At 64.4% G+C, this 23,012-nt stretch carries 23 protein-coding genes and 1 pseudogene; 7 read left to right on the forward strand and 17 right to left on the reverse strand.

Translation table 11 applies throughout. The features are described 5' to 3' along the window. A complete protein-coding gene (locus C484_RS05540; protein ID WP_006824964.1) occupies positions 1–1,200 on the reverse strand; it encodes an FAD-dependent oxidoreductase in 1,200 nt (399 codons plus the stop codon). A 165-nt stretch (positions 1,201–1,365) separates the two neighbouring features. Here C484_RS05540 and C484_RS05545 point away from each other — a divergent pair, with 165 nt between their 5' ends. Next, the gene (locus C484_RS05545; protein WP_006824965.1) at positions 1,366–2,022 is read left to right on the forward strand and encodes a helix-turn-helix domain-containing protein; all 657 of its coding nucleotides are present in this window, start codon (positions 1,366–1,368) and stop codon (positions 2,020–2,022) included. 170 nt (positions 2,023–2,192) lie between these two features. On the opposite strand, the gene C484_RS05550 is transcribed toward C484_RS05545, so the two are convergent. Further along, complete coding sequence (locus C484_RS05550) at positions 2,193–2,447, reverse strand: hypothetical protein (protein ID WP_006824966.1); 255 nt, start codon at positions 2,445–2,447, stop codon at positions 2,193–2,195. Positions 2,448–2,722: 275 nt separating this feature from the next. Between C484_RS05550 and C484_RS05555 the strand changes: the two are divergent. After that, positions 2,723–3,437, forward strand: a pseudogene (locus tag C484_RS05555) (glycosyltransferase). Between the two features lie 157 nt (positions 3,438–3,594). Then, on the forward strand, positions 3,595–4,008 hold the full coding sequence (locus C484_RS05560) for a pyridoxamine 5'-phosphate oxidase family protein (protein ID WP_006824967.1): 414 nt from the start codon (positions 3,595–3,597) through the stop codon (positions 4,006–4,008). A 166-nt stretch (positions 4,009–4,174) separates the two neighbouring features. On the opposite strand, the gene C484_RS05565 is transcribed toward C484_RS05560, so the two are convergent. The 3 genes from C484_RS05565 to C484_RS05575 all read right to left on the reverse strand — a co-directional run bounded on the left by C484_RS05565 (position 4,175) and on the right by C484_RS05575 (position 6,963). Further along, positions 4,175–5,065, reverse strand: coding sequence for a hypothetical protein (locus C484_RS05565; RefSeq protein ID WP_239640925.1), 891 nt, complete (start codon positions 5,063–5,065; stop codon positions 4,175–4,177). Between the two features lie 345 nt (positions 5,066–5,410). Further along, the gene (locus C484_RS05570; protein ID WP_006824969.1) at positions 5,411–6,184 is read right to left on the reverse strand and encodes a Nif3-like dinuclear metal center hexameric protein; all 774 of its coding nucleotides are present in this window, start codon (positions 6,182–6,184) and stop codon (positions 5,411–5,413) included. Between the two features lie 104 nt (positions 6,185–6,288). Beyond that, positions 6,289–6,963 carry a class I SAM-dependent methyltransferase gene (locus C484_RS05575; RefSeq protein WP_006824970.1) on the reverse strand — a complete coding sequence of 225 codons (675 nt, stop codon included), beginning with the start codon at positions 6,961–6,963 and terminating at the stop codon, positions 6,289–6,291. A 247-nt stretch (positions 6,964–7,210) separates the two neighbouring features. On the opposite strand from C484_RS05575, the gene C484_RS05580 reads away from it, so the two are divergent. Further along, a complete protein-coding gene (locus C484_RS05580; protein WP_006824971.1) occupies positions 7,211–8,173 on the forward strand; it encodes an acetamidase/formamidase family protein in 963 nt (320 codons plus the stop codon). A 15-nt stretch (positions 8,174–8,188) separates the two neighbouring features. Here the strand turns inward: C484_RS05580 and speB are convergent, their stop codons facing one another. From speB to C484_RS05605, 5 genes are all read right to left on the reverse strand, one after another. Then, positions 8,189–9,046 carry an agmatinase gene (speB, locus tag C484_RS05585; protein WP_006824972.1) on the reverse strand — a complete coding sequence of 286 codons (858 nt, stop codon included), beginning with the start codon at positions 9,044–9,046 and terminating at the stop codon, positions 8,189–8,191. After that, entirely contained in the window at positions 9,046–9,420 is a 375-nt protein-coding gene (locus C484_RS05590; protein ID WP_006824973.1) for a translation initiation factor IF-5A, read from the reverse strand. Before C484_RS05590 ends, speB begins: the two co-directional genes overlap by 1 nt. Positions 9,421–9,613: 193 nt before the next feature. Next, positions 9,614–10,681 carry a hypothetical protein gene (locus tag C484_RS05595; RefSeq protein ID WP_006824974.1) on the reverse strand — a complete coding sequence of 356 codons (1,068 nt, stop codon included), beginning with the start codon at positions 10,679–10,681 and terminating at the stop codon, positions 9,614–9,616. Positions 10,682–10,750: 69 nt separating this feature from the next. Beyond that, on the reverse strand, positions 10,751–12,388 hold the full coding sequence (locus tag C484_RS05600) for an ABC1 kinase family protein (protein ID WP_049915052.1): 1,638 nt from the start codon (positions 12,386–12,388) through the stop codon (positions 10,751–10,753). Between the two features lie 63 nt (positions 12,389–12,451). Further along, positions 12,452–13,012, reverse strand: coding sequence for an Hsp20/alpha crystallin family protein (locus tag C484_RS05605; RefSeq protein ID WP_006824976.1), 561 nt, complete (start codon positions 13,010–13,012; stop codon positions 12,452–12,454). A 170-nt stretch (positions 13,013–13,182) separates the two neighbouring features. On the opposite strand from C484_RS05605, the gene C484_RS05610 reads away from it, so the two are divergent. The 3 genes from C484_RS05610 to C484_RS05620 all read left to right on the forward strand — a co-directional run bounded on the left by C484_RS05610 (position 13,183) and on the right by C484_RS05620 (position 17,238). Then, positions 13,183–14,502 carry a molybdopterin molybdotransferase MoeA gene (locus C484_RS05610; protein ID WP_006824977.1) on the forward strand — a complete coding sequence of 440 codons (1,320 nt, stop codon included), beginning with the start codon at positions 13,183–13,185 and terminating at the stop codon, positions 14,500–14,502. Positions 14,503–14,569: 67 nt separating this feature from the next. Further along, positions 14,570–16,498, forward strand: coding sequence for a molybdopterin biosynthesis protein (locus tag C484_RS05615; RefSeq protein ID WP_006824978.1), 1,929 nt, complete (start codon positions 14,570–14,572; stop codon positions 16,496–16,498). Positions 16,499–16,584: 86 nt separating this feature from the next. Then, complete coding sequence (locus C484_RS05620; RefSeq protein WP_006824979.1) at positions 16,585–17,238, forward strand: helix-turn-helix domain-containing protein; 654 nt, start codon at positions 16,585–16,587, stop codon at positions 17,236–17,238. A gap of 66 nt (positions 17,239–17,304) precedes the next feature. On the opposite strand, the gene C484_RS05625 is transcribed toward C484_RS05620, so the two are convergent. The 7 genes from C484_RS05625 to C484_RS05655 form a co-directional block, all read right to left on the reverse strand. After that, on the reverse strand, positions 17,305–18,045 hold the full coding sequence (locus C484_RS05625) for an HAD family hydrolase (RefSeq protein WP_049915059.1): 741 nt from the start codon (positions 18,043–18,045) through the stop codon (positions 17,305–17,307). A 116-nt stretch (positions 18,046–18,161) separates the two neighbouring features. Then, entirely contained in the window at positions 18,162–18,542 is a 381-nt protein-coding gene (gene lwrS / locus C484_RS05630) for an LWR-salt protein (protein WP_006824981.1), read from the reverse strand. A 207-nt stretch (positions 18,543–18,749) separates the two neighbouring features. Next, entirely contained in the window at positions 18,750–19,031 is a 282-nt protein-coding gene (locus C484_RS05635) for a 4a-hydroxytetrahydrobiopterin dehydratase (RefSeq protein WP_006665832.1), read from the reverse strand. A gap of 163 nt (positions 19,032–19,194) precedes the next feature. Beyond that, the gene (gene hemA / locus C484_RS05640) at positions 19,195–20,553 is read right to left on the reverse strand and encodes a glutamyl-tRNA reductase (RefSeq protein WP_006824982.1); all 1,359 of its coding nucleotides are present in this window, start codon (positions 20,551–20,553) and stop codon (positions 19,195–19,197) included. After that, positions 20,550–21,206: a precorrin-2 dehydrogenase/sirohydrochlorin ferrochelatase family protein gene (locus C484_RS05645; protein ID WP_006824983.1), complete on the reverse strand. Its 657-nt coding sequence runs from the start codon at positions 21,204–21,206 to the stop codon at positions 20,550–20,552. Before C484_RS05645 ends, hemA begins: the two co-directional genes overlap by 4 nt. A 9-nt stretch (positions 21,207–21,215) precedes the next feature. Continuing rightward, a complete protein-coding gene (gene ahbB / locus C484_RS05650) occupies positions 21,216–22,304 on the reverse strand; it encodes a siroheme decarboxylase subunit beta (protein ID WP_006824984.1) in 1,089 nt (362 codons plus the stop codon). 80 nt (positions 22,305–22,384) lie between these two features. After that, positions 22,385–22,861 (reverse strand): SHOCT domain-containing protein, encoded by a 477-nt coding sequence (locus tag C484_RS05655; RefSeq protein ID WP_006824985.1) that lies wholly within the window; start codon positions 22,859–22,861, stop codon positions 22,385–22,387. Positions 22,862–23,012 lie beyond the last annotated feature (151 nt).

Genomic DNA, 23,012 nt, shown 5'->3' on the forward strand with positions numbered 1-23,012 from the left:
TTACCGGATATCGAAGTGCTGGTCGGAGTCAGTAGTCTCCGGAAGTGACGTGTGCAATGCTCGTCGTCGACGGGCACGCCGAAAAGTTGCGTCTGGAAGCGCTCTAACCGCGAGATTTCGTATTCGAGTTCCGACTCGCGATTGAATCGTACTCAGGGCCCCGAGACGGTGGGACTCGGCTCGAATCCGATCGGCCCTGCGTTTTCGCTTGGCCTCGAAGGCCTCGAAGGCCGCCGTCGACGTTCCGCGCGTGGTGATTTCGTGGGCCAGCGTGAGCGCGTCTTCGATGGCCTGTGCCGCACCTTGCCCGGCGAACGGTAACATTCCGTGGGCCGCGTCGCCGGCAATGATGACTGACCCGTGATGCCACCGTTCGAGTGACGGGACATCCGCCAAACCGGTACTGAACACGGTATCAGTATCAATCGACTCGACGACAGCGGGGATCGGAGCGGGGAACGCCGAAAACAGTTCGCGTAGCATCGCTTTCGTCGGCTGCGAGTCGGTTTGCCACTCCACCGCGGACTCCGACACCGTAGCGAACCAGTAGAACCGATCTGCGTCGATGGGTGCACCACCGGTGTAGGCCCCCTCGCCCCACACCTCGATCCCTCGAGTTCGGTGCTGCTCGGGTAAATCTACCGTTGCGATGGCCCGATAGGCGATACTGTCCAGCACTCGTGGTTCGACGTTCGGCGCGACGGCGTCCCGGACGACGGAGTCGATGCCGTCCGTCCCGATGAGGATGTCCGGCTCTATGTGCGTGCCATCGGTAAATCGAACGGCCGGCGTTTCCGTGTCAGTCACCGCTTTGCACGCCATTCCGGTTCTGACTTCGGCGTCGAGTTCTTCGAGGAGTATCCGCTGCAGTTCGGCGCGGTGTATCGCCACGAAGCCGTAGCCGAAGTCGGCCCGTTCGACGCGGTCCAGATCGAATCGCGTCAACACTCGTCCGTTCGCGGACCGAATCGAACTGTCTTCGAGGGGAACGCCTGCCTCTCGGACACGGTCGGCGATTCCGAGGCGGTCCAAAATGAGCAACGCGTTTGTCTGTAGCAGGATTCCGGCGCCGATTGGACGGAACTCGGACGCAGCCTCGTATACGGTCGATGCCCATCCCCGCCGTTCGAGCGCGAGCGCCGTGGTCAGTCCACAGATCCCCCCTCCGACGATAGCGATGTCGGGCCTCTCTGTCGTCATTGGCGCTTCCGGCACGAACTGCTGGTCATTTCGTCGCTACGGAGGTGTTCGCGGCGTCCGACGAGTTGGTTTCGTTCCATATCTGTCGGTTCGCATCGAGCCGTCGAATTTCGGCTGCCGGCTATCTACGCCGGTTTAAAGCACGCCGGGTATCTTCTCGTACGTATGCGATATCTCACGGTTCTCGTTCACCCCGCCGAGAGCGGTTCGTTCCACCCGCTCGGAGAGACACTCTCGAACGCGTCAGAGATCGAGCGGGAGGCGATTCACCACGTCGAACATCTCGCCGACGACACGGTACTGTTATTCGCCGAGGGGAGCGGTGATCGGGACCGATACGAGGATATAATGCGGGACTCCCCCCATGTCGTTGATTATTTCGTCTCCGGGGTGGATCGGTGGATGGCCGTCAGTCAGTTCGAACCGACGGACGCGACTCGATGTCTGCTGGAACGTCAACACGAGTCGAACGTCGTCATCGAGACGCCCATCTACTTCACCGCCGACGGTTCGCTCCGAATAACGTATCTGGGAAGCGACGCTGCGTTTCGAGAGTTGTTTCGCGGCTCCGTCGAGGAGACGGCTATCGCGTTCGATGTCGTCGAAACGGGCGACTACAACCCGGACGAAGCGGCGCTCACGAGACAATTAACGACGCGCCAACGGGAAGTGCTCGAAGTAGCGGTCGAGATAGGGTACTACAGTGCGCCTCGGCAGTCCACGCTCGACGATGTGGCGGACGTCGTCGGAATTGCGACGTCAACTGCGGGCGAGCATCTCCGAAAAGTGGAGGAGAGCGTGTTCGGTGCGTTCGTTCGGTAATTGTCGCGCATGTACGAGCGCTGCCCGTGGAATCACAGTTCCGGTAGTAGTTGGGCCTCGGCACTCATAGGGCTCGTCGTTACCGGGTGCCGAGTCCGGCTCGGAGCAGGTGTATCGTCATCGGCCGGACGATCGTAAGAGGGAGACGACCAAGACGGTTTGGATCGAGTTCAGTCGCGGTCGGTGTGGGCATCGGCGAAGGCGGTGTTCCACTCGTCGATGAGGTTTCGAAGGCGGTCGGTGTGAGTGGCGGAGAAGGTTGCGGGTGCGCGGGACGGCGGTTTGGTCTCGGTAGTCGACGGCTCACTTGCGGTGGTCGATTGTGAGCGAGTGGTCGAGTCGGCCTGAGTGGGTGGTTGAGTATCGGATCGAGTATCGGACGCGGTCGGTGTTGGATCAGTCGGCTGTGGATGTCGTGTGCTCATATCGGTCGGGATGGGTGGAGTGTGTGATTCGGTTCGGCGAGAGAGTTCGGCGGTCGAAGCGGGCGGAACGAGATGCGTGAAGGCCGGCTACACGTACACGTGACATCTGTACGCAGACCGTTACGTCCAACCATGATAAATGTTAATGATGTATGGGCAAGAGTCACAATCGTCACGACTAAACTCACGGCAGATGACCGAGCGCAGTACGTGGACGAGAGCGAGGATACCGAGGCGAATACCGGATGCGAGCGCATGCGAACCGAGAGCAAGACATGATCGACATCTCGAGTGAACTGGCTGCCGACAACACCGATAGCACTGCCGGTGAGTCATCCGGTGTTGCCGTGAGCATTATCGTTCCGGCGCGAAACGAGGCCGAGTTCATCCGTGGCACGCTCTCGAGTCTCGCCGCGCTCGACACCGCACTCGAGTTCGAGATTATCGTCGTCGACGGGAACTCGGAGGACGAGACGCGCGCAATCGCACGGGAGTACGGATCAACGATCGTCGAAGAGGACTAGGGGAGTATCGCGACGGCGCGCAATATCGGGGCGAAACGCGCCAGCGGCGAGTGGCTCGCGTTTATCGATGCGGATACGCTGGGTCCGGGCGGACTATCTGACGGAGATGTGCGGCTTCGTCGAGGCGAACGGGTTGGCAGCCGCGAGTTCGCGCTGTCGGATGACGGGGCCGTGGCGGGCGAAGGTGATGGAGGCGACGATCAACCACGTGTTTCCGCGACTCGAGCGGCCCGTATTGCCGGGATTCAACTGCTTCGTCCATCGGCGGGCCTTCGAGGATATCGGCGGCTTTCCGACCGTCCCAAACGAGGATACGGCGTTCAGTCGCCGGCTCGCACGCCGGTATCCGACGGCCTACGCCCCGGACGTGCTGGTCGCGAGTTCGGGTCGGCGGATCGCCGAGTCGGGGTTGACGGGAACGCTCTGGCACTACGTTCGATTGGACGCGCAACGACTGCGGTCCTAGTACTGTCGGACAGAACTACGTGAAGATTGATCTCGAATTCGCGATCAACTTCGTATTGACACCTGTCAGACAGTATAACTGCGCGTTCGTCTTCGCCCGGGTGGCGCGTCAGCGACTGTGTCTCGGGTACGGGCATGGACCCGCCAGGGAACCGCTTTTGGCCGTCCTCGTCGGTCACGGAATCGTGTCCACTGTCCCCCCAGAAGTCGCGGACCGTCTCGAGAGCGAACCGCTCATGGCCCATCTCGGGACCTGTGTCGAGGGACGCCCGCACGTCGCCCCCGTCTGGTATCGGTACGAAGACGACATCGTTGAACTCGTGACGACGGGCCGAAAACTGGAGAATATCCGGACGAATCCGCGCGTGTCGCTGTCGGTGCAGGCGGACGACGAGGGCCGAACGCGCTGGATGGTGACGCTGCTCGGGACGGCAACGATTATCGAGGACGACGCCGAAACGGTAGCGGCGAGACGACAAATTAACGAGAAGTACAGCGCGAGACCGGATGCCTACGACGAGAACACGCTCGTTCGAGTCGAGGTGGGTTCGGCGACCTACGAGACCTACTGACAGCGCCGGGACGACGGCAATCCAGACCGCACCGCTCGTGTGGAATCAGAGACGGGCAGCCAGAGCCCGAAGAAGACAGGTATCCACTCAGTGAAGCAGTGAAGCGACGATCGTGCGGTGAGAGCGCATCGCGAGAGTTATCCCGAAGACGACGATCGAGGGACGGCTACTCGTCGCATCGCTCACGGCTGCGATCACACGCACCCAGTGTCGACTGTAACAGGCGAGTCGGCATCGTCACGGGATCAGCGCGTCCGATACGAACTGGAAGCGGACACGAGTTGGCGGTGGCGCTCGATCGGTCGGCGATCATCGCGCCCTCTCGAAACAGTTGCACTGCGACCGGACCGTCGGCCGCATCGACATCGGCGGTGAAACACGTCGTCGCACCCGCCGGGACCGTTACCGTCTCGAGCGTCGCCGGATCGGGACCGGACTCCTCGTCGCTCTCGCTCTCGGCGACCCGCTCATCCGATTCGTCACCGACCGCTACCTCGCCGAAGACGGCCTCCTGACACGCATCGAACTGCGGATTCGACGCCGTAAGCGCACCGACACCGGGAACAACCGGTTCCCCCCGGAACGCCTCGACAGAGCCGATGATCGCATCATCGGGGAACTGTTCGAGTTCACGCACGTCGATCGTCTGCTCGCCGTCGACCGCGCCGACCGGCTCGATGACGTTTCCGACTTCATCGCTGGCACCGACGAACGTCGCGGTGACGATCACATCGACGAACTCGCCGAAGACGCGAATCCGCCGGCAGTCGATGAACTCGATCCGTTCGTCGGGTGGCGACACGGCGCGCCACTCGAGTGAGACCGCGTGCTCGCTGTCGTTGGTGATGCAGAAGACCGGCCCGTCTGCCTTCTCGTCGGTATCGTCACACGCAGGGGTCAGCCGAATCGGCAGTGCACGAGCACAGATAGCGTCTGCAGTATCGGCTTCGCTGGTGGTCTCGTCGCCATCGTCCGCGGTATCGCCGCCGGCAACGATACCTGCGGCAGTTCCCGATACGCCGCCGATCACCGCGGACGTAACGGTGACCCTTCGCAACCACTCTCGTCTGGAAGGTATCTCTTGAGACATTGATTTCTGTGATTTCTTCCCCGGGAGCCGCCCCGAGAACGCGAGTGAATTGCGACGCATCACCTATTGTTATCGACAGGCTGCAGACCGTTCACGAGAGCAAACAGTATCCTGGCGTTCGATTATCACACGCAGCAGCCGATCAATACGCAGAACCCCTCTCGCGCAGTGACAGCGGTATCTATCCACCCACCGCCAATAGTACGGTATCGCTACAGCGCCTCGTCACGGCGTATGCCGTCACATCGCGGGTCAAGGACGGCCTACACCGAGATTCCACAGCCTGGAAACTCGTGAGGAGCCCTTACCGGGCTATAGTCCCGTCGGCACGTCGAAGTAACTCGTCTCGAGTTCAGTCTCCCACCCCTCGACCCGCTCCTGGATCGCCCGGACGCCAAACGTCTCGGTCGCGTAGTGGCCCGCCAGCGCGACGTGAATACCTGCCTCCCGCGCTTCGTGATACACCTGCTGTTTGCCCTCGCCGGTCACGAGCGCGTCCGCGCCCGCGTCGACGGCTTCGTCCAGCCAGTCGGTGCCGCTGCCGGTGACGATCGCAACGTCGTCGATCTCGTCGGGGCCGAACTCGAGCAGCTGGACGGGGTTGCCGTCGGGTTCGAGCGCGCTCTCGAGTCGCGAGCGCAGCTCCGCGGGCGTGTACGGCTCCGACGCGGTGCCGCGCTGGCCGATGAACTCGGGGCCGAGTTCACCGAACGGGGTTCGATTCTCGAGGTCGAGCGCGTCGGCGACACCCGCGGCGTTCCCGAGTTCCCGGTGGCCGTCGAGCGGGAGGTGCGAAACGTACAGCGCGAGGTCGTGCTCGATCAGCGGGGCGAGTCGATCGTAGGTGCGGCCGGTGACGCGGTCGAAGCCGCCCCAGGAGATGCCATGGTGGACGACCAGCGCGTCCGCGTCGGCCGCGATCGCCCGCTCGAAGGTCTCTTCGACGCCGTCGACGGCGAAGGCGACGTGTTCGACGGTCCCCTCGTCAGGGCCGACCTGCAGGCCGTTCGCGCTGGCGTCGAGGTCGGCGTAGTCGGCGGTTCCGAGCGTCTCGTCGAGGCGGTCGACGAATGTCGAGAGTTGCATGCTCATACTCCCGCGTTACGCCGCCGACGGCTTGTATCCTTGCGATCGAACGCGCTGTAGTCGGCGAGCGGCAAGCAGTGGACAGCCAGCGGCAAGCCGCCGACCTAACGGTCAGACTCCGGTGGCTTCGGTGCATCGTCGACACGAAACGCGCGGAGCGTGTGGCGCTCGAGTTCGGTTTGCTCGCACTCGGCCGGGTGGAGTCCGCGGTCGGTGAAGACCTGGGTCCAGTCGCGAACGTAAAGCGGCACGCCGTCGACGTGGCGGATTTCGCTGGCGGACGAGTCGGCGGGGGTGGACGAAGACTCGTCTCGAGTGGGACGTTGTCCTTCGTTCTCAGCCGTCAGGAGGGTCGTGCCGGCCACTCGAGCGAGTTCGTCGAACACCCACTCGTTGTCCGGGTGGACGTGCTGAAGCGTTTCGACCGAATAGATCACGTCGAATCGATCGTCCGAGACGGAGCGAGCCAGGCGCTCGATCGGACAGCAGTAGAACGTTCCCGCGGCGAACAGGTCGGGCGAGTGGCGTTGCATCACGTCGAAAGCGGTCTCGTTGATATCGATGCCGAACAGGTTCTCGTAGCCGTGGTCGTGAAGGTGTGCAAGGTGGCGGCCCGAACTACAGCCGAGTTCGAGCACGGTGGCATCGGGGTCGACGAAACGAGCCAGCGTTCGGCGAATCGCCTCGCTCGTCGCGTTCGGACCGTAGTACGCGTAGTATTCGGGTGAATAGGCACCCGAGCGTGATTCCCAGCGGTCGTGGACATCGGTTACGTTCATGATTACATCAGCTCGGTACCGCACGTTCCGCTACAGTCGCCGCCACACCGCGACGGCGACACGTCGGCTCATCCGCTCGCCTGCTGTCCGTTATCCGCTATTCGCTTATCCGCTGTCCGCTCGAACAACGCCCGCGAGTAGCCTACCGCCGCCGCGGGTCATATAGCTGTGGTCACAGCCGGCTCGCCACCGCCGGCGCGCCGACCGCGGGACCCCAATTTACTACCAGCGCCTCGTATCACTTCCCATGTCACGGCGAACGATCAGCCACGAGACGGGTGCCATCTACGAGTTCACACCTGAACTCGAGCCGATCGCGACGGTCGAGTCGGGCGCGCAACTGACGGTCGAGACCAGAGACAGTTTGGACGGCGCGATCCAGTCGGAGTCGGACGTGATCGAGTCGGTTCCCGCAGAGGTAAACGCCGCGACGGGACCGATCGAAGTCGAGGGGGCCGAACCCGGTGACGTGCTCCGGGTCGATATCGACGACATCCGACTGACAGAGGATCGCGGCCGCGTAATCTCGATCGAAGGGTTCGGGCTACTCGACGGCCACGAGGGAATCGAGGCACCCCGGTCGCGGATCACGCCCGTCGAGAGCGACGGGGTCGGAGTCGGAGACGGAAACGGAGAGCGAGCGGGAACGAGCGACGCCACGCTCTCCATAGAGGGAATCGACGCCGACGTTCCAGTCGAACCGCTCATCGGCACAATCGGCATCGCGACCGAATCTGAGTCGCACACAACGCTCGTCCCGCACAATCACGGCGGCAACCTCGACACGACGGATCTGTGCGCCGGAAACTCGGTCTACTTCCCCGTCTTTCAGGCGGGTGCCATGCTCGCGATGGGCGACTGCAAGGCCGCGATGGCCGACGGCGAGATGTGTGGCACTGGCGCAGAGATCGGAACGGCCATCGACGTGACGGTCGCGGTGCTCTCGGATCCCGAAATCGAACTCGAGCGCCCGCTGATCGAAACTCCCGAGGCCTGGAAACCGGTCGCGAGCGCGGACACGCTCGAAGCAGCCTGCGAACGAGCGACTCGGGACGCGATCGAACTGCTGGCCGCGGAACACGAGGTCGACACGACTGACGCCTACCTGTTCGCGAGCCTGGTCGGCGACCTCGAGATCAGCCAGGTCGTGGACCCGCTGGTCACGGTTCGGAACGCGGTCCCGAAGGCGTATCTCTCCGCGCCGTTCTGAGCCGACGGCCCGTCGTTAGGAAGACTCGGCGGCCGCGCGTTCGTAGATGAACTCGCGCACCAACTTTCCGGCGAGCGAGGCCGCCTGGCCGTCGTCGCGGTCGTTGACTTCGACGACATCGAAGCCGGTCGCCTGCGGCGCAACCGAGCGCACCGCGTCGCGCAGTTCGCGCGGCTCGAGTCCGAACGGCTCCGTCGTCCCGGTTCCGGGCGCGTAGCCCGGATCGGCGGCGTCGATGTCGACGCTCAGGTACACGTCCCGATCCTCGAAGCGATCGCCGGGGTCCCAGTCGGCCACGTCCTCGGGCGGAACGACGGTCACGTCGGCCGCCTCGGCGCGGTTCCACTCGGCCTCGCTCCCGGCGCGAGCCCCGAGGACGAACAGTTCGTCGACCGAGTCGACCTCGTCCCCGTCGAGAATCCGGCGCATCACGCTGGCGTGCGAGAGCGGATTGCCGTCGTACTCGTCGCGCAGGTCCAAGTGCGCGTCGAGCGAGACGACGATATTCGGTTCGACGGCGCGGACGCCGGCCAGCGAGACCGTGTGTTCGCCGCCGAGCGTGACCGGGACGGCGTCGTCCCAGGCGATATCGCGCAGAACGCCCTCGAGCCACTCGAGGTACTCCGGAACGTCGTCCCACGCGCGAACGTCGCCGTGGTCGACGACGCCGAGGTCGGAAAAGTACTGGTCCGTCCGGTGGTCGTAGTCGTCGAACGGCTCCGCAAAAGTCCGAATGCGCTGGGGCCCGAATCGGGTCCCCGGCTGAAAGGTCGTCGATACGTCCAGGGGCGCACCGACGACCACGAAGTTCGCGTCCGCACGGCCGGTCGCCGCGTCGGCTTTCTCGCGTTCGTCAGTCGCCCCGGGAAACATTAGATGATCTTTCGCTGGTCTTCCATCTCGAGGTATTCGATGTTCTCGTCGGGGGAGGCGTCGACATCCTCGGGCATGCGCATCGTGATGGTTTCGTACGTTTCTAAGTCCATGACTTGCATGTCGTCGCCGTCGACGGAGACGACCTGGCCCTGTTTGCGCTCGATGATCGGGACCCAGATTTTGGCGTCGACCGGCTGGGAGAGCGAGCGCTTCTTGCCGTCGAAGACGCCCTGGGCCTCGATTCGGGCCTTAGCGCTGCCGTGTTTGCCCGGCTTGGCTGTCGAGTAGGCGTTGATCTTGCAGGCTGCGTCGTCGATGATTACGTAGCTTCCTTCCTGGAGATCGCGAACTTCTTGCTGCTGTTTCGCCATGTCCCGGGGTAATCAACCGACGGCCATAAACCGTTTGGAATGCCGGCTCGAGTGTGCGAGACGTGTCACCAGTGTCCTTAGACCCCAGTATCAGGGTGGCTGACGGAGATCAAATCGGTGAAAACTGGACAGAACGCGCGGAGAACGTTCAGTTCGACCTGCGAGCCAGTTCGCGTTCACCAGCGACGCCGGCTCACCACCGAAATCCGTCGGAAGCGGCGGGCGGTTCGAGCGGACTCGGTGGCAGGCCGTCTCCGACGGTAGGATCGTTGTACGCACCCGGTGCGACATCGTTGGGCGTCGTCGGGTAGCAAAGCGATGCGAGCAACTGGATGTGGCCGCGGCCGACGCCGAGTTCGAACTGGCCGCCGCCGTACATGCTGATGTCGCGTTCCTCGCAGTAGGCGATCGTCTCGAGCAGCGATTCGACCGATCCGAACCGGGACGGTTTGACGTTCAACCACTCGGGCTCCCAGGGAAGCGCTTCGATATCCGACACGCCGTGAATCGGTGCGTCCCAGGACACGCGCTCGCGGACGGCCGACTCCTCGAACAGCGATTCCGTCTCGTCGGTCAGCGCCGGGTCCTCGATGACGGCGTCGGGAAACGACTCGAGGACGAGTTCATACAGCGTCGAATCGGCAGGGGAATCGACGGCAGTGCCCGTGTACTGGCCCTTGAGGTCGAGAATCTGCACTGCATCGGTACCGACCGTCTCGCCAACGCGGGTGACGAGTTCTCGATCCCACGTCGTCGTCGGGTCGAGTTTGAACTCGATGTCGGGGACCCGCTCGCGCAGTTGCTCGAGTCGGTCCGTCGTCGGCGGCTCGCCGAGTCGGGTGCTGGTGACGAATCGGACGGGGTCGCGCGACCGACCGAGTTCGCTCGCGAGCGTCGTCTCGGACTGTCGCAGCGCGAGATCGAGGGCCGCGCTCTCGAGGCCCCAGCGGCGGTAGTTTCGAAACACCTCGCGGTCCGGGGCGGTCGGAAACAAATCGAGGTCGGCGAGGGATGTGGAGAACTCCCCGAACGTGAACTCGCCGGTCAGATCCGGGAGTCCGTGCTCGGCGAGCGTGTGGTGGTCGTCGGCCTCGTAGGTCACATCCTCGCCGACGCCGGACTCGCCAGCGCCGGTGAGCGTGAACTCCGTCGTGACGCGGGTGAACTCGCTCGATGTCTCCCGCGATAGTCTGTCGGTAGTCGTGTCGTCGATCGAGAGCGGGAGATCGGCGAGGTGGTCGGCCGCTGTCTGCAAATCCATGGGATGAGCCTCAACGGCCAGCAAAAAGTACGTTCGCCCGTTTCGTTCCGTCCTGTCCCGTTCTCGCCGTCAGTCCTCGCGCTGGCGCTGTCGGAGGTTCTGCCTGGTAAACTGCGGTTTTGCCTGAATGGACCGCGACTCGCGGAACGTCCGATAGAGTTGGATCGAAAGCACGAACGCGAAGACCGCCGCGATAACTGCAGCCCACGGGGCCTCGAGGGCATAGAGGACGCCCATCGAGAACAGCGCCATCGTCAACAACATGCCGTAGACCAACCGCTTTGCGAGTTGATCGAAGACGTTACCCGAATCCTCGACACCGACGCGAACGTACAGATCGTCCCGGTCGAGTCGATCGAGTGTCCGCTCGAACTTCGGGGCGATTCGAGTCAGCGACTCGCCGCTCCGACGGATCTGACCGGCGGTTTCGGCGGCGTACTTCCGGGCGGTCTCCTCGCGATACCCCTGTTCGGTGAGGTAGTTCGTCGCGGTTTCGATGAAGTCGAAATCCTCATCGAGGGTGACGCAGACGCCCTCTACGACGGTCGCGACTCGAAGGACGAGCGCGAGGTTCTTCGGCAACCGGAACGGAAACACGTAGATCGAGTCCTCGATCTGGCCGACGATCTGGTTGACGCGATACTGTTCGACATCTTCGCCGCGGGCGTCCTGGATCGCGATCTCCATCACTTCGGCCATCACGCCGCGATCCGCATCGGGAGAGAGCGTGCCGATTTCGATCAGCGCGTCGAGAATACCGTCGATATCCTGGTTGGCGACGGCGATGTAGAACTCGACGATCTTCTCCCGGACGAAGTCATCGACCCGGCCGGACATGCCGAAGTCGTAGAAGACGATCCGTCCCTCGTCCGTCACTGCGAGGTTGCCCGGGTGCGGATCGGCGTGAAAGACGCCGTCGTCCATGATCATCTGCATGTACGCCCACTGGAGGTTCTCCGCGATCGTGCTGCGGTCGATTCCCTTCCGCTCGAGTTCAGCAACGTCGTTGATCTTGGTCCCCGGAATGCGTTCCATCGTCAGCACTCGCGGCCCGGAGTGACTCTCGATGACGGCGGGAATCCGGTAGCGGTCGTCGCCGGCGAAGTTGCCCCGGATTTCCGCGAGCATTTCGGCCTCGCGCTCGTAATCCATCTCCTCGCGGATCGTCTTCGAGAACTCGTCGGCGAGGTTTTCGAGCGAGAATGCTCGGGATTCGTCGACGAAGAACAAGATGAGCGGCAGTGACCAGCGGATCACACGTAGGTCGGCTTCGACCAGTTCTTCGATGTCGGGGCGACGGACCTTGACTGCGACCTTGCGAACGTCGTCGTCGCGGGCGTCGACCGTTTCCGAATGCAGTTGTGCTTGATAGACCTGCCCGAGGCTCGCACCGCTTATCGCTGCCGTGTCGAAGGAGTCGAACTGCTCGTCGATGGGCCCGAGTTCGGCTTCGATGACTGCGCGGGCCTGCTCCCACTCGGCGGGCGGGACCTCGTCCTGCAGCGCAGCGAGTTCGTCGATGTACTCGGGCGGGAGCACGTCGGGGCGGGTCGAGAGCAACTGGCCGAGTTTGATGAACGTTGGCCCGAGCGTCAGAAGCGACTCGAGGAGGACGGACGCCCGATGGCGGCGTGTTTCAGGGGCGACTGATCGGGAGCGGCCAAAGAGAAGGAATCGGTGACGGTCTCGTGCATACGCGAGGAGCAGAGGCAGGAACTGCCAGGCGACGAGGACGAACCGTTTGTACGCACGGAGGGAGACCAGTCTCGGTCACCTCGAGTTGGTGTCGGTATCCGTGTCGGTATTGGTGTCGATGTCGGTGTCGGCATCGGCGTCGGTGTCAGTGTTGGTATCGATGCCAGTGCCAGTGTCGGTGTCGGCGTCGATGCCAGTATCGCTGGTCCGATTCGCCGTTGTCCCTGCGTCGCCCTCTGAAGCGGTATCTCCGTTCTCATCCCCCGCAGTCGTCGTCTCGATAATATCGATCGTGGTCTCTTCGCTCCCCGGTTCGCTTTTGGGAAGCGTTAACTCCAGGACGCCCCGCTCGACGACCGCGTTCGCCTCGACATCGGCCGCACGGACCTCGTCGGGAAGCGGCAGGTCGACATCGAGGAACAGCGAGCGGTTCTCCTCGAGATAGTGATAGTCGTCCGGAACGGCTTTCGCGCGTTGCCCGGTGATCGAGAGACGACCGTCTTCGACCGTCCAGCCGAGTGAATCAGCCGTAATTCCCGGCACGTCGAGAACGAGCAGATACGCCTCGTCGCTCTCGAGCAGATCGAAGAAGACGTCCTCGGTGAGGTCCCGCAGGGCGTCGCGGAGCGCTGGCATAGATACAGGTTCGAACGCCGATACGAAAAAGCCCGCGGTAGCGGTCATCGTGCGAGCAGCGTCCAGGGCCCCGGTCCGGATCCGAACCCGGGATCGAAATCGACAGAGTCGGAGCCGTGACGACCGCGTCGTCCCCTACGCTTTTCCCGTCCCGCAACCCGCTTTCGGGTATGAACGGAGCCGATCACGAGCGCACGACGGCCGGATTCAAGGTCCGGACCCCGGTCGACGAGGCCCGAGAGACGTTCAGAGAGGCCATCGCGGAGCGCCTCGACGGTGACAGACCGTTCACCGGGGCGGAACGAGTCCCCCTCGAGACCGCCGACGGCCGAACGCTCGCTGCGACCATTACGGCCGACCGGAACGTCCCGCACTACGAGCGCGCCGCGATGGACGGCTACGCCGTCCGCGCTGCAGACACCTTCGGTGCCAGCGACCGCTCGCCCGAACTGCTTCGCATCGCTGACGGCGCTGTCGACGGTGACGACGACGGAGAAGGATCTTCCGCGAACGCGACCGTCACGCCCGGAACCGCCGCCCGCGTCCACACCGGCAGCGCCCTCCCCGACGGTGCCGACGCCGTCGTGATGATCGAACACGTCGACGAGTTCGACTCGGCGGCCGAACTCGAGGTGACGGACGCCGTCGCCGAGGGAGAAAACGTCGCGCCGGTCGGCGAGGACGTCGACGCGGACCAGCACCTCTACGACGCGGGCCACCGGCTGCGCCCGTCGGACCTCGGCCTCCTGCGGTCGGTCGGCCGCCGCGAGATCACCGTCGCCCGACCGCCGACCGTCGGCGTGATCCCGACCGGCGAAGAACTCGTCGAGCGCGATCCGGGGCCGGGAGAGGTCATCGAGACGAACGGCCTCACCGTCTCGCGGCTGGTCGACAGATGGGGCGGACGGGCGACCTACCGCGACGTCGTCACCGACGATGCCGACTCGCTGCGGGTCGCCATCGAGCGCGATCTGACGAAGGACATCGTGGTGACGACCGGCGGCTCCTCCGTCGGTGAGCGCGACCTTCTCCCGGAGGTGATCGACGACATCGGCGAGGTCCTCGTCCACGGCGTCGGTCTCAAGCCTGGCCACCCGGTCTGTCTCGGCATCGTCGAGGACACGCCCGTCCTCGCGCTGCCGGGGTATCCCGTCGCCTGTATCGTCAACGCCGTGCAGTTCCTCCGGCCAGCGCTGCGCTGGTTCGAGGGAACTGACCCCGACCCGCATCCGACGACGGCGGCCCGACTCGAGCGAAAGATCCCGAGCGAACCTGGAACGCGAACGTTCGCCCGAGTGCAGGTGTCGCGACGCGACGACGACTCGGACGCGAACGAACCCGCAGTTGTCGCGACGCCAACGCGGGCCAGTGGGTCGGGCGTGCTCTCGAGCGTCGCGCTCGCGGACGGCTGGGTCGTCGTTCCGGACGGCCGCGAGGGGATTCCAGCGGGCGAGACGGTGCGAGTGGAAAACTGGGAGTCGAACCCGTAAAGAGCACCGCGATCGGCAGACGGACCGACGGACCGACGTTTTTACCGTCCGCGCGCGAAGGACCGCTATGAACCGCAAGGAGTTTCGCGATCTCGCCTCGCCAGCCGAGGCGCGCGAGGTCATCGACTCGCTATCGCTCGAGGGCGGCATCGAACGCGTCCCGCTGACGGACGCCCGCGGCCGCACCCTCGTCGCACGACTCGACGCCGAACTCGACGTACCGGGCTTCGACCGAGCGAGTCTAGACGGCTACGCGCTCACCGCTCGGGATACGTTCGGCGCTGACGAGGCCGATCCCGCCGAACTCGCGGTCGTCGGCTCGGTCCACGCCGGCGAGGAACCCGCGGTCGAACTCGAAGCCGGCCAAGCGGTCGAAATCTCGACTGGCGCGGTGATGCCCGACGGCGCGGACGCGATGGTTCCCGTCGAACGAACCGACACCGTCGACACCGACAGCGACGGCGACAACACGACCGTCCTCGTCCGCACCGCCGTCGCCCCCGGCGACAACGTCATGTTCGCCGGCGCGGACGTCGCCGCCGGCGAGCGCGCGCTCGGCCCCGGCACCCGAATCACGCCGCGGGACATCGGCCTCCTCTCCGCACTGGGTATCGACGAAGTCCCCGTCCGAAGCAACCCCCGCGTCGGCATCGTTTCCACCGGCGACGAACTCGTCCGACCCGGCGACGAACTCGACAGCGACCGCGGCGAGATCTACGACGTCAACAGCTACACGATCGCCGCCGGCGTCGAGGATGCCGGTGGTGAAGCCGTGCTCTACCCCCACGCCGGCGACGAGCAGGACGAAATGGAGCGCGTCCTCCGGGAAGCCGCCGCGGAGTGCGATCTCGTGCTCTCCTCCGGGTCGACCAGCGCGAGCGCGGTCGATGTCATCTACCGGGTCATCGAAGAGCAGGGCGAACTCCTCCTCCACGGTGTCAGCGTCAAACCCGGCAAACCGATGCTCGTCGGTCGGCTAGCCGACTCCGCCTACGTCGGCCTCCCCGGCTACCCCGTCTCCGCGATGATGGTCTTTCGAACGTTCGTCGCACCCGCGATCCGCGAAGCCGCGGGAGTTCCCGAGCCGGAATCCGCGACCGTCACCGGCCGAATGGGTCGCGAGGAACGCTACGGGGAGGGTCGGCTCCGCCTGATGCCCGTGGGTCTCGTCCAACGCGGTCCCGACGCGGAAGACGACCGCGACGCAGCCTCAAGTGTGGACGACAGCGACAATTCCCCCCTCGTCTATCCCGTCGACAAAGGCAGCGGCGCAACTACCAGCCTCGCCCAGGCCGACGGCGTCGTCGAGGTCGGCCCCGAAACGGACTATCTCGAGGCGGGCGAATCGGTCCGTGTTCGGTTGTTCTCACCCGATGTTCGCCCGCCAACGCTCCTCGGCGTCGGCGAGGACGACCCGACGCTCAACCGTCTCCTCGATCGTCTGGAGAACCCCCGCTACCTCCCGGTCGGCTCCCGCCCCGGCCTTCGACGACTCCGCGACGGCGTTCCGGACGTGGCCGTCACCGCCGGCCCGATCGAGCGCGACACCGACGCAACTGAACTCGGCGGCTGGACCCGCGAGTGGGGACTGGTCGTCCGACCCGGAAACCCCGCCGAAATCGAGGACCTCTCGGATCTGGTCGACCGCGACCTCCAGTTCGTCAACCGCACCAGCGATTCCGGCCTTCGGGTCAGTCTCGAACAGGCACTCGCCGAACTCGCCGATGACCGCGGTGCGAGGCAACACGAACTCGCCGAATCGATCAGCGGATACGACATCGGGCTCCGCGCCCACGAGAGCCCCGCCCGGACGGTCGTTGCGGGCGAGGCCGACGCCGCCCTCGGACTGCGCGAGACGGCTGACCACCTCTCGCTCGAGTTCGTTCCGCTCGGCGAGCAGTCGGTGCGAGTGTTTGCGAACCCGGACCGGACGGCGAAGGCGAGCGTTCGTGAACTCGAGACGGCGCTTGCGGAGAACTCGAACGAGGGCACGTAACTGGGTCTGGGTCCGCACGTTCCCAAACGAGACAGTCAGGGCAGCCTGAACAGCGATTTTTAGGGGATGGTACTGTACATAGCGTGATGTCGACGATAGCCGAGCTTCGGCTTCCAGCCACTGAGACGACCCTCGTGACCGCGTTCGAGCACGCCCCCGAGATCACCGTCGAACTCGAGTCATCGGTCTCGAAGACCCGGCCCTGCCTCTGGGTTGCGGGCGTCGATCGAGAGCGGGCAACGGGTGCGTTCGATGTGGATCCAGCCGTAATCGAGTATGATCTTCTCGTCGAATCGGACTCCAGACTACTGTTCGACGTCGAGTTCGCCGATGGAGCGGGAACCGACCAGTTGTGTGAAGAACTGCTTATCGACGGGGGCTCACTCCTCGAGATGTGGGGCACCGACGGCTGGTGGCAGGCCAGAGTCCGGTTCCACAATCGAGAGACGCTGACGCAGGCCTATGATCGACTCAACGAGATGGGGATCAGTGTCGATCTGCGGCGGATCACCGACGTTGCCGACTCGGAAAGCGGCGAGACGCGACTGACGCCCGAACAACACGAGGCGCTGGAGGCGGCACTCGAGTACGGATACTTCGAGATTCCGCGGCGGATCTCGATGGAGGAGTTAGCAGATGAACTCGGTATTTCCCATCAGGCGCTCTCCGAGCGGTTCCGCCGTGCGTACGAAACGTTGGTCAACGAGGAGTTACAGCATGTCGAACAATCGTCGTCGTAGTTGTCGTGGGAATTGCAGTCATAGTCGTAATCGCAGTCGTAGTCATTAAGCCCACGCGCTGAGCGGCTAGAAGAGTTCGTCGAACGACTCGACGCGGTAGTCACCGAGGACGCACCGACCACGACGGTCGTGGCCGACCCGTTCGACGTGAATGGCGTCGAGGCCGGCATTCCAGGCCGCGCCCACGTCGTTTGCGCCGTCGCCCGCGAGCACGCCCAGGTGGCCGTTTTCCCCGACGCCGAGGTCGTCCATCACCCGCTGCACCGGCTGCGGGTCCGGTTTCCAGCCCGTCTGTTCGGTACAGCACAGTCGCGCATCGAACCAATCCCGAATGCCGACGTTGTCGAGGACGGGTTCACAGAGAAACTCCTGACAGTGCGTGACCAGTCCGACCGGCGCGTCGAGTTCGGCGACGAACGCAGCGTCCTCGTGAAGATAGGTCTGTTCGGCACGGACCAGCGGGTCCTCCTCTGCGTGGAAGGCCTCCCAGAACGTCGTCGGATCGACTCCCCACTCGAGGAGCTGTCGGTCGCGAGACCCGGTCAGGCCGCTCCAGAGGATATCCGCTTCCTGATCGCTGAACTCGCGGCCGAGACGATCGCCGACCCGGTCGAAGACGCCCCGGGTGTACGACCACTCGACGTCGACGAGTGTGCCGTCGAGATCGAGAAGCCAGAAGTCGTAGTCGTCATCGGCGTCGAAGGCGTCGTCATCGACGTCGAAAGCGGATGCAGATGCGGATGCGGACGCAGAAGCGGAAGCGGAACTGGAGGTAGCGTCGACTTCGAACTCGTTCTCGGTGACCATCGGGACACAACCGTACGAGAGTGGCGAGTAAATGTGTACCGATTTCGTGAACGACTGCTGACTCGTCGATTCGTCACGGTGGCAGTCGACAGGTCGGAATCCCACAGCGAGATCGGCTATACATCCTGCACTCTGATACTCGAACCGAGGTACTTCGAGAGCGCTTCGGAGACCGTCTCAGCGTTGAACGCGTCGAGGTCGGACGCGATGGCCGATTTCATGGCGTCGAAGTACACCGTATCGACTTGCAGTTCGCTGAACGAGGCCGATTCGACGGGCAGATCGAGCCAGTCTTCGGCGAGCCGTCGGACATGGGCCTCGTCGGCAACCTCGCCGCGCCAGAGCGTGTCCCGGAAGAAACGCCAGCCACCAGTTCCCGGTTCGGGTGCCACACGACGGACGGTAACCGTCGTCGTTTCACTGCCGGGTTCGAGCGAGATAGCCGGCTGCGCGGGTTCGAGTCGAACGCGAACCGTGAAGACGTACTGGCCGTGCATCGTGTCTAGAGAGACGATGGAGCCACTCAACTGTTCAGGCGGCTCATCCAGGTCCGGGCCCGAATCCGGGTTCAGGTTCAGGTTCAGGTTCGGGTTCGGGTTCAGATACCGGTATCGGTGTCGGTACAGACACAGCTACAGGGACAGAGAGACCAGAGGAGCCCCAGCCGACTGCACACGTCCGACACGAACAGCTTTCGCAGGAGTTCAGGCGTTGCGCTCGGACTCGATCAGTTCTGCCATCTCGATGTCGTCGTCCGTAATACCGCCTTCCTCATGGGAGGTCAGTCGGATCTCGACCTCGGAGTAGCGGATGACGATCTCCGGATGGTGAAACTGCGATTCAGCGATCTCGCCGACCATCTGCGCGAAATTGACGCCCCGAAGGTAGTCGTCGAACTCGTACGTACGGACGATTTCGTCGCCGTCCTGGGCCCACTCGGCGGGAAGCTGTGCCTCGATTTCCTCGTCTGAAAGGATATCAGCCATGGTCGCCCGAACGAAGGCCAATCAAATAATGATTGTGCCACGTGGGTATTCGTGACACGCCGTCGTGATCCACCCCGATATACCGAGCTGTCGACAACACAACTGAACTCGGTCTCCGAAAACCATTGTGGACGTTGCGATTCCGCGATGCCCCGCCCACTCGTTAATCGTCGTCGGTCGCCTCGAACTGCACCGCCGAGCGCGATTCGGACCTCGCGTTCGCAAACAGCGACGGCACCTCCTCGTCACCGAAGTCGGGATCGAACAACTGGAGTGCCGTATTGATCGTGCTCCAGTCGTCCTCGGCCGCCGCCTCGCGCAAACTTCTGGTCGGGGGGGCAAGCAACTGGTTGACCAGCGCATCCGCCATCGACTCGATAACCTCGCGCTGTGCCGGCGTCAGCGAATCGTCCTCGAGCTGTGAGATCGCCGTCTCGAGTTCACGTTCCTTGATCCGCGCTGCGGACTCGTACATCGCGCCGATGACTTCGTCGGCGCGGGCCCGTTTGTACTGGTCGCAGAGCAGATCGAACTCGCGGTCGATCATGGTTTCGACTTCGCGTGCGGCGTCGGCCCGCTTGACGTGTGTTTCCTCGGTAACGGTTTCGAGGTCGTCGAGATCGTAGACGGTGATGGTTTCGAGCGTGTCGGTTGCGGGAGCGACATCGCGGGGTTGACCGAGGTCGACGATGACACGATCGGCGTCGGTCGGAGTCGTGGCGTCCCGGTCGCCAGCCAGGTGCCGGCGTTCGAGGAGCGGCTCGTCGCTCCCGGTCGCTGTCACGATTACATCCGCCTGGGTCGCGATGGTATCGAGAGATTCGAGCGGAACGGCGCGCGTTTCGGCGTCGGTCCGGTCGCCGAGTTCGGTAACGAGGTGGTCGGCGTGAGAGACGGTACGGTTTGCGATGACGAGTTCGTCGACGCCGGCGTCCGCGAGGCTTCGGGCGGCGAGTTGGCCCATCTCGCCGGCACCGACGACGAGTGCGGTTGCGCCGTCGAGCGAGATCGTGGTGGCGGCGAGGCGCGTCGCGGCGGAGCCGAGGGAGACGACACCCTCGTTGATCGCGGTTTCGGTCCGGGCGCGTTCGCCGACGTGGATGGCCTTCGTCACGGCGGATTCGAGCATCGAGCCGATGCCGCCGGCGACGCGGGCGTCCTCGTAGGCGGTTCGGACCTGGCCGATGATCTGGTCCTCGCCGAGGACGACCGATTCGAGGCCGGCCGCGACCCGGAGCAGGTGGCGCAGGCTCTCGTCGTGGTCGGTACGAACGAGCGCCTCGTCGTCGATACCGGAGAAAAGTTCCGAGAGTGCGGCGCGGCCGACGGCGGCGTCGGTGCCGACGACGTAGGCTTCGACTCGGTTGCACGTCGAGAGGACGTAGGCCTCCTCGATTCCCTCGACCGAGACGAGGTCGGCGACGGCGTCCTGCTGACTGTCGGGACTGGCCGCTGCAAGGTCGTCGACGCTCCCGCTCTCGTGGGTGACGCGGGCGGCGGTGATGACGCCGGCTGATATCACGAACGATCACCCGCAGATGGCAACTCCTCGCCCAGCACGTCCTCGATCACTTGTCGTGTCTTTGGGTCTCCGTTACGTAAAGCTGTCCAAACGGCCGGAGAATTGACGACATCGGTGACGAGTTCACGTCGCCGCGCCGGGGCCACGTCGCGAGCCTTGAGTTCGGCCCGCAACTCACCGCAGAGCGTCGCCATTGCGCCCGCGCCGTCGAGCGTCGCTTCGAGTTCCTGGCGGAGGTACTTACTGAGCGCCGGCGCGGTTCCGCCGGTTGCGACAGAGACGACGACAGGGTCCTCGCGGACGGTCGCAGGGACGACGACGCTGCCCGGCTCGCGGCCGCCGGCGCGGTCCGCGCGGTTGACGAGAATGCCCCGCTCCCGCGCGGCCGCCACGACGGCGTCGTTGACCGCTTCGTCGTCGGTTGCGGCGACGGTCAGGGCGGGAGCCGCGCGCTTGATCCAGTCCGGCACGTCGTCCGGGTCAGGGGCAGCCCGACACCGCTCTGCCCCGCCGAAATCCGCGTCGCTGAACGCGGGGCTGACGACGATCACGTCGGCTTCCCGAGCGAACCGGCGCGCCTTCCGCGCGCCGACGGGGCCGCCGCCGAAGACGAGCACCGTCGCGTCCGTAAAGTCGTGAAGCAGCGGAATCATCGAGCGCAGTTACTCCGTGTGCGTGTTCGCCGCAGCGCGTTCGTCGAGTCGAATCCCGGTCTTCTTCAGAATCTGCGTCGAGAACAGCGAGTCCCAGTCCTCGTCGGTCACGTCCCAGAACTCGGCCATCGTCTCGCGAACCTGCTGGATGCGGCGCTGGCTCTCGGCCTCGCTGCGGCCGTGGGTCATCGCGAAGAAGTTGTACGGCCAGACGCCCTCGTGGCGCGGGCGTTCGTAGCAGTGGGTGACGAAGGGGAGTCCGGCAATCTCGGGGCCGACTTCGGGGACGAGTTCGTCCGGAACGTTCCAGACGGTCATACCGTTCTCGGTGTAGCCGAGCGCGTAGTGGTTGGGGACGACGCCGATGCGGCGGATCTTCCCCTCGCGTTCGAACCGCTTCGTCGTCTCGAGGACCCACTCGAGATCCTGCTCGATGGCGGCGGCCACGTCCGCGTACGGCGTGTCGGTGAGCGGGAGGCCGTCCTGAATTTCGAGGACGAGGTCGCGTTCGGCGGGCGACAGCGTGGACTCGTCTCGCGGCGAGACGTCGGGACCTAGTTCCGTGAGGTCGATGCTGGCGTCGGTCGGATCGCCCGCGTCGCCCGGCGAAAGCGGACCGTCGACGTAGAACTTCGCCTCGACGCGGAACTCGTGCTGTTTGGGGAGGTTGTACGTCTCCTGTCCGGTTTCGTCCTCGATTGCGGCGAGCACTTCTTCGACACGCGATTCCTCGGCGACTGAGACGACGAACCAGACGTTCAAGTGCGGGTGCTCGCGCTCGTAGTTGTGTGCGACCTCGCGGTGGTCGTTGACCCGCTCGACGATCTCGTCGAACCGGTCCGCGGGGGCGTGCATCGCGACAAGCGTCGCCGTGCCGCCGATCTTTTGGGCGTTGACCAGCGGGCCGAACCGGGAGAGAACGCCGCGATCGTTCAGGTCGCGAATCGTTTCGAGGAGTTCGGTCGCAGTAATGTCGACCCCGCGTTCGCGCATGGCCGCTGCGGCGGGTTCGAACGGCCGGTCGACGACGGGAAAGCCGCCCTGAAAGGCGTTGACGACGGCCCGTTCGCGGTCCGTGAGGTCGACCTCGGGTGTCATATGGTGTACTCACGACTGGCGGTGCATAAGCCAATCGGGGTGATCGAACGACTGCTGGCGTACGTGTTCGGCCGGTTCAGTTACCGCTCTCGTTCGGGTGTCCGCGTCTCGTCCGCACGGTCGGCGGCGTGATTGCGACGCTTGCTCGACTCTCGTTCGGTCCCAGCGGCGGTTGCATCCGTGCCGGAAAGGAGTTCATCAACCCGTTGTTCGAACGTCTCGTCATCGATCTCGCCGGCCATGTATCGCTCTCTGAGTGTCGCAACCCGATCGTCGGACGCGTCATCATATCGTGCACCGTGACCGCTATCGCGTTCGTCCTCACCGCCTCTCATCGCCACGACGAACGCAACGGCCGGAACGGTGACGATGGCGAGACCGAGCAGTGCGGCGAGAGCGCCGAGCGTGGGGCTCCCGAGTTCCATCCCGACGGCGATACCCGCAAACACGATCCCGAGAACCATCGAAAGCACGGTCAGGACGACCATGAGCCCGAGTACGGAAGCGAGCACCGCCGCCCACGCCGGCAGGTCGCGGAACCGGTCGGGTAGACCCATACTATTGACATTTGTGACAGGGGCGCATATACCTTCGGCCCCGGTCGGTTTCGACGGCTCGGCGGAGCGCTGCACGTATCGCCCGTTACGGTGGTGAAAGTGCAGATCACCCGCGTTCGAGTTCAGGTTGAGTTCGGTTGCGGCGTTCGGT

It is taken from the genome of Natrialba taiwanensis DSM 12281, from assembly GCF_000337595.1.
GTDB classification, from domain to species: domain Archaea; phylum Halobacteriota; class Halobacteria; order Halobacteriales; family Natrialbaceae; genus Natrialba; species Natrialba taiwanensis.